This window comes from Kiritimatiellia bacterium, assembly GCA_028715905.1.
GTDB lineage: Bacteria > Verrucomicrobiota > Kiritimatiellia > JAAZAB01 > JAAZAB01 > JAQUQV01.
Map to the genome: position 1 here is coordinate 48,729 of JAQUQV010000008.1, position 6,399 is coordinate 55,127.

General features: G+C 57.8%; 7 protein-coding genes. 3 read left to right on the forward strand and 4 right to left on the reverse strand.

From position 1 onward, the window contains the following. Positions 1-44 precede the first annotated feature (44 nt). From PHP98_03125 to PHP98_03135, 3 genes are all read left to right on the forward strand, one after another. The gene (locus tag PHP98_03125; protein MDD5482632.1) at positions 45-1,013 is read left to right on the forward strand and encodes a GDP-mannose 4,6-dehydratase; all 969 of its coding nucleotides are present in this window, start codon (positions 45-47) and stop codon (positions 1,011-1,013) included. A gap of 16 nt (positions 1,014-1,029) precedes the next feature. Next, positions 1,030-1,830 (forward strand): ABC transporter permease, encoded by an 801-nt coding sequence (locus PHP98_03130; protein MDD5482633.1) that lies wholly within the window; start codon positions 1,030-1,032, stop codon positions 1,828-1,830. A gap of 77 nt (positions 1,831-1,907) precedes the next feature. Continuing rightward, positions 1,908-2,969 (forward strand): M42 family metallopeptidase, encoded by a 1,062-nt coding sequence (locus PHP98_03135; protein MDD5482634.1) that lies wholly within the window; start codon positions 1,908-1,910, stop codon positions 2,967-2,969. A 52-nt stretch (positions 2,970-3,021) separates the two neighbouring features. On the opposite strand, the gene PHP98_03140 is transcribed toward PHP98_03135, so the two are convergent. The 4 genes from PHP98_03140 to PHP98_03155 all read right to left on the reverse strand — a co-directional run. Beyond that, the gene (locus tag PHP98_03140; protein MDD5482635.1) at positions 3,022-4,881 is read right to left on the reverse strand and encodes an ABC transporter substrate-binding protein; all 1,860 of its coding nucleotides are present in this window, start codon (positions 4,879-4,881) and stop codon (positions 3,022-3,024) included. A 20-nt stretch (positions 4,882-4,901) separates the two neighbouring features. Next, a complete protein-coding gene (gene secG / locus PHP98_03145; GenBank protein ID MDD5482636.1) occupies positions 4,902-5,273 on the reverse strand; it encodes a preprotein translocase subunit SecG in 372 nt (123 codons plus the stop codon). A gap of 17 nt (positions 5,274-5,290) precedes the next feature. Beyond that, positions 5,291-6,082 carry a triose-phosphate isomerase gene (gene tpiA, locus PHP98_03150; protein ID MDD5482637.1) on the reverse strand — a complete coding sequence of 264 codons (792 nt, stop codon included), beginning with the start codon at positions 6,080-6,082 and terminating at the stop codon, positions 5,291-5,293. A gap of 20 nt (positions 6,083-6,102) precedes the next feature. Further along, positions 6,103-6,399: tetratricopeptide repeat protein (locus PHP98_03155; protein ID MDD5482638.1), on the reverse strand; the 297-nt coding region annotated here is incomplete at its 5' end.

The window sequence follows — 6,399 nt, forward strand, 5'->3', positions numbered from 1 at the left end:
TCATGCTTGTCAAAGGTACTGATAAGGAATATATTGGCCCGCAAATGAAAATTCTTGTTACCGGGTCCGCCGGTTTTATCGGATTCCATACCGCTTCCCGTCTGCTCGATGAAGGCCATGAGGTCGTTGGCCTGGATAATTTCAACGATTATTACGCGGTGGCGCTGAAACGCGCGCGGGACGCGCTCCTGCGCCGGCGCGCCGGTTTTTCCGGAGTAAAATGCGATTTATGCGATTTTCGCCGTCTGGCAAGGCTTTTCCGGGAGGAAAAGTTTGACGCAATTTGCCATCTGGCCGCGCAGGCCGGCGTGCGCTATTCCCTGGTCAATCCGTTCATCTACCAGAAGTCCAACAACGAGGGGTTTGTGAATGTGCTTGAAGCCGGCCGGCGCTTCGGCGTTAAGCGCCTGGTATACGCCTCCAGTTCCAGCGTCTATGCCGGCATCCGGCGCCTGCCGTTCCGCGAAAGCGATCCCGTTGACAAGCCGATCAGTCTCTACGCGGCCACGAAGAAATTCAACGAGCTGGCCGCCCATGCCTACAGCCATCTCTACGGCATGCAGACGATCGGCCTGCGGATTTTTACGGTCTACGGGCCGTGGGGCCGCCCCGACATGGCCGTCTGGCTGTTTACCGAGGCCATCCTGCGCGGGAAAAAAATCAGGGTTTTCAACCGCGGCCGTATGCGCCGCGATTTTACTTACGTGGACGACGTGGTCAGCGGCATCCGCGCCGCGCTCTTTGGAAAAAATCTGCCCCGAAACGAAGTGTACAACCTGGGCAATCACCGCTCGGAAAAACTCAAGGACTTTATCAGAATAATTTCAGATTGCCTGGGAATCAAGCCGCGGATGGAATTGCTCCCGCTCCAGCCCGGCGACGTGAAAGAGACCTACGCGGATATCGGCAAGGCGCGGCGCGACCTTGGATTCCGGCCGAAGACCGCCCTCTCCGAGGGGATTCCCCGTTTTGTCAATTGGTATTGCGCGTATAAAAAAAACGGATCATGGTGAAGTCTGCTTGTTGTTTATGAGACATTTAAGGGATGTGTTGACGGGGGCCGATCTTCTTCTGCGTCTTACGGCGCACGATTTGCGCAACCGCTGCCTGGGTTCCACGCTCGGATTCGTCTGGGCCTTTATCCAGCCGTTCGTGATGACAATCATCCTGTGGTGCGTGGTCGGCATCGCGCTCCGGGCGCCCGCCGTGCGCGGCGTTCCCTTCATCGTCTGGCTGCTGGCGGGCATGAGCGCCTGGTCGTTTTTTTCGGAAGCGTTGAACCAGGCCGCGAATGTTTTTTATGAATACGCTTTCCTCGTCAAAAAAGTCAATTTCAGGCTGTTTTTCCTGCCCCTGATGAAAATTGCCGCGGCCCTGGCGGTGCATTTCGTCTTTCTGCTGATTGTCGCCGTGGTTCTGATTGCCGGCCGCGTGCCTGTTTCCTGGAACTGGCTGGCGGTGTTTTATTATCTTTTTTCCGCCGCCATGCTGCTGGCCGGCTTAAGCTACGTTACCGCCGCGCTCAATGTTTTTCTGCGGGATATCGGGCACATTGTCAATATCGCGCTCCAATTCGGTTTCTGGCTGACGCCGGTTTTCTGGGATTTCGCCATGTTCCCTCTCCAGGGGCATTCCCTGCTGGTGAAAATCCTCCGCCTCAATCCGCTGGTCTACGTGGTGGAGGGTTATCGGAACAGCCTCCTTTTCAGCGCGCCGTTTGCCGCGGGCTGGCGCGCGACGGTTTATTTCTGGCTGTTCACGCTTTTAACGCTGGCGCTGGGCCGGCTCGTTTTCCGCAAGTTAAGGCCGCATTTCGCCGATGTCCTGTAAAGCCCCGGGCATGGCATTGATGAGAGCGCCGATTCCAAAGTCAAAATTAACGCAATAATCAAGAGGAGGATACGTTGATGAACAGGGATTCCTATTCGTTCTTGAAAACACTCATGCAGCAGCCTTCGCCGTCCGGTTTTGAAGTGCCGGCCCAGAAAATCGTCCGCCAGCGCATGAAATCTTTCGCCGACCGGGTAACTACCGACGTGCACGGCAACCTCATCGGGGTTTTGAACGAGAAGGCCCCCATGAAAATCATGCTGGCCGGCCACGTTGACGAAATAGGGCTCATGGTCACGCACATTGACAACAGCGGGTATCTCTACTTCGCGGCCATCGGCGGCTTTGATCCGGCGGTGCTGGTCAGCCAGCGGGTTTGCGTGCTGGCCTCCAAAGGCGCGGTGCGCGGGGTGGTGGGCCGCAAACCGATTCATCTCATGGACCAGGCGGACCGCGGCAAGGAAATCAAGGTGAGCGATCTCTGGATTGATATCGGCGCCAAAGACAAGAAGGACGCCCTCAAGGTTGTGGCCGTCGGCGACCCGGTCGTCGTTGTCCCGGATTTTATTGAACTGCGCAATAACCTTGTGTCCTCGCGCGCTTTTGACGACCGCGCCGGCGCCTGGGTGGTAACCGAGGTCTTGCGCGCCCTTTCCGGCAAAAAAATCAAGGTGGCCGTCTATGCCGTTTCAACCGTCCAGGAGGAAGTCGGTCTGCGCGGCGCCGTTACCAGCGCGTATTCCGTCAAGCCCGACGCCGGCATAGCCGTGGACGTGGGGTTTGCCTCCGATTTTCCGGCGGGTGAGCCGAAAAAAACCGGCGAAATATCTCTTGGCAAGGGTCCCATTCTGCACACGGGCGCGAACATCAACCCGGTCCTGGGCAAAATGCTTTGCGATACCGCCCGGGAAAAGAGGATCAAATATCAGATGCAGGCCGAGCCGCGGGCGACCGGCACCGACGCCAACGCCATCCAGCTTGCGCGCGGCGGCAGCGCCACGGCGCTGGTCAGCATCCCGAACCGTTACATGCACACTTCCGTGGAAGTGGTTTCGCTGAATGACCTTGAAGCGTCCGTGGCCCTTATTGCCGGAACCATTGCGGCGATGTCGGGGCGGGAAAACTTCATTCCGGGCTGAAAAATAAAACCGTCCTTTTTGCCGGCGACAAAAATATTCCTCGCTTGCGCGCTTATTCCGCGCCGCGTTCCTTTTGCCATCGTTCGCGCGCCTTGTAATCAACGGCGTGGTATTTGTTCATGCCGTAGGGGAAATCGTGTGGTTTGTAATTTTTGAGCCAGCCGTGGTGCAGGCCGTAGGCGAGCGGATGCTGTTCAAATATCCAGGGGCAATCCTCCGCGACAATCGCGGCCATCTGCTGATAGAGCCGGGTGCGCCCCGGGCAATCGGACATGACGCGCGCTTTTTCATAGAGCGCGTCAAATTCCCGGTTGCGGTAATTGCAATGATTTGGTCCGGGCGAATGGTTCGGACTGTAAAAAAGCTGGAGGAAATTCTCGGCGTCCGGATAATCGGCCACCCAGCCCAGGCGGAACATCTGGGCCTGGCGGCGTTCAATCCGCGCCAGGAAAGTCGGCCAGTTGTTGTAAACCGGAACGATCTGCACGCCGATTTTTTCCATGAAGGCCGAAAATAATTCCACGGCGGCCCTTATTTCCGGGTCGTTCGGGTTGCCGATATCCAAGCTCAATTTCAGGCGCCGGCCGGTGGCCGGGTCCTTGCCGCCGGGATAACCGGCCCGGGCGAGCAGTTCGCGGGCACGATCCGGATTGAACGGGTAGGGGGAGGACTGATTTTCAAAACCGGCAATGCCCGGCGGCACCGGGCCGGCGGCGCGGATGACCCGGTGATTGTAAAAACGGACATATTCTTCGGTGTTAAACGCGCAGGACAAGGCCTGGCGCAGCGGCTTGTTTGCTCCGACGACCGGGTCGTCCATGTTGAATCCGATATAATATGTTTCCATGACGGGCGTGCTGAACATTTGAATGCCCAAGCCGGCCAGCTCGTTTTTCAGAGTTTTTTCCGAGGTGATCACCGCGTCCCAGTTGTCGCGCGAAATGCCGGAAGACTCAATCTCTCCCTTCAGAAACATAAACCATAAGGTGGTTGAATCGCCGACGACGTACTGGACGATTCGGTCAATGAAGGGAATCGGCTGGCCGGCGTCGGCCAGCAGTCCCGCCGCGGCGTCCCCCGCGGCGCCTTCGTCCGGATAGCGCTCCCTCCTTCCGGTTTCCGCCCATTTCGGATTGCGCACAAATTCAATGCGGTAATTCCTGGTCCACGACTTGAGGCGGTAAGGTCCGGTGCCGACCGGGTGGTTGACAAATTCGCGGCCGTAATATTCAACCGCCTCGCGCGGCACGGCAAAGGAATAGTGCATGGTAAGAATCCAGAGCAGTTGGGGGTAGGGGCGTTTCAGGCGGAAACGCAGCGTGTAGCGGTCAACGGCGGCCAGTCCTTCAACCGCCCGGTCGTAATCGGTCGGATTTTCGCCCGCGGATGCGGCGCGGAATTCATCCAAACCGGCGATGCGCTCGTGAAAGGCCCAATAACCGGTTGCGCCGGTCTTCATATCCGCGACGCGCTTGATTGAATAGACGAAATCTTCGGCCGTAAGCTCGCGGCCCTTGCCGCCGGCGGCGAAACAGGGATCGTCCTGGAAAAAAACGCCTTTCCTTATAGCGAAGGTATAAGTCAGTCCGTCGGGGGAAACATCGGGCATTTTTTCACAGAGGCACGGCTCAACCCGGTAGGGGCGCGCAAGGTAGGCGTATTGCAGCAGGCCTTCGTAAACCCGGCTGATCGCCAGCGAAGCGGCCACGTCTCCGGCCGTAACCGGATCAAACCCGCGGATGCGGACGGCGGAGCCGTAGAGGGTGTTGGGATTTTCCGCGGAACCCTTATCGGCGGCCGGGGAAAGAATAACCAGAAATACAAAAATGATAAAAACCAAGGCCGCTGCGCGCGCCGTTACCGGCGCGGCGGCCTTTTGCGGCCGGTTTGTGAAATGCGGAGTACGCTTCACGAGGCAAAAATGCGAACAGTTTACGGCGCGGCCTGCGTTGGCGCCGCGTTGGGTGGTAATACCGGTGCGGCCGGCATGGCCGGGCTTTGGGAAACGGGGGCTGGCATTTCAACCGGCGCCGGCAGCGGGGCGGCCTCAAGCATGGAATGGCGGGGCGCCCGGGAATAAATCATTGCCAGGACAACGGTGTTCAGAATAAAAATCGTTCCCAACCAGATGGTGGCTTTGACGAGCACGTTGCTGGCGCGGGCGCCGAAAATTGATTCGCCCATCTCGGCGCCGAAAGCCATGCCGAGCCCCTCGCTCTTGGATTTTTGCAGCAGAATCAAAGCGATGATCAGAAAACTGCAGATTGTTTCAACGGCGATCAGGAGTATTTTAAAGGCAAGCATGATGTTTTTCTCCGGTGTCAGATTTCCTGCGGCAGGGCGGCGTTGACGATTGCGGCGAACGCTTCCGCTTCCAGCGCGGCGCCGCCGATCAGCCCGCCGTCAATGTCCGGCTGGGAGAAGAGCTCCGCGGCGTTGGCCGGCTTGACGCTGCCGCCGTACAGAATGCGGATGGATGCGACTGTTTTTTCATCGGCCTGCGACAGGGCAAGCCGGCGGATGAGCTGGTGAACTTCCTGCGCCTGCTGGGGGGTGGCGGTCATGCCGGTGCCGATGGCCCAGACCGGCTCGTAGGCTATAATCAGATTGTTGAATCCGGCCGCATCCAGGTCCCGCAGGCTCGTTTGAAACTGTTTCCGGATTGTCTCTTCCATCTTGCCGGCCTGGCGTTGTTCCAGCGTTTCCCCGAGGCAGACAATGGGATGCAGGTTGGCCTGCAGGGCGGCTTTGAGCTTGCGGTTGACGATTTCATCGGTTTCGCCGAACAGCGCCCGCCGCTCGCTGTGGCCGAGAATGACATAATGGCAGTACATGTCCCGCAGCATGGCCGCCGAAACTTCTCCGGTAAATGCCCCCCTCTTTTCCCAGTGCATGTTCTGGGCGCCGAGCCCGATGTTTGTTCCCGAGATGACGCCCCCGACGGCGGCCAGCGCGGTGAAGGGCGGACAGAGCACAACGTCAACGCCCTTGATGTTTGCCAGCAGGCGGACGACGTCTTTCGCCAGCGCGATTGATTCGGCGGCCGTGTTGTTCATTTTCCAGTTCCCAGCCACGAATGGTTTCCGGTATGCCATGGTTGTATTATTATTCATTTTCTGAATTGTTTTCAAGACTATTTTTCGCCAGCCTTGATCTTTTCCAGATACTGGCTGGCGCCGCGGGCCAGCCAGGTGTCTGTGTATTTCTTTTGACACGCTGCAAATATCTTTTGCGATTCCTTCTTTTGCCCCTTTGCATACAAAAATTCACCCTGATGATAATATGCCCGTTTTCCCCACTCCGTGTCCGGGAAACGCCGATGAACGTCCTTCAATGCGGCCAGCGCTTTATCATCTTGGCCCTTATTTTGATAGATCATAAAGCCCGCCATAATTGCCCGTGGCCAGGTCGGAGTATTCCGGTACTCCTG

What these genes read in the sequence shown, in the direction of transcription:
- PHP98_03130 (MDD5482633.1), top strand. Translation starts at nt 1,030, where the DNA reads ATGAGACATTTAAGGGATGTGTTGACGGGGGCCGATCTTCTTCTGCGT.
- tpiA (MDD5482637.1), bottom strand. Translation starts at nt 6,082, where the DNA reads ATGAATAATAATACAACCATGGCATACCGGAAACCATTCGTGGCTGGG.
- PHP98_03125 (MDD5482632.1), top strand. Translation starts at nt 45, where the DNA reads ATGAAAATTCTTGTTACCGGGTCCGCCGGTTTTATCGGATTCCATACC.
- PHP98_03135 (MDD5482634.1), top strand. Translation starts at nt 1,908, where the DNA reads ATGAACAGGGATTCCTATTCGTTCTTGAAAACACTCATGCAGCAGCCT.
- secG (MDD5482636.1), bottom strand. Translation starts at nt 5,273, where the DNA reads ATGCTTGCCTTTAAAATACTCCTGATCGCCGTTGAAACAATCTGCAGT.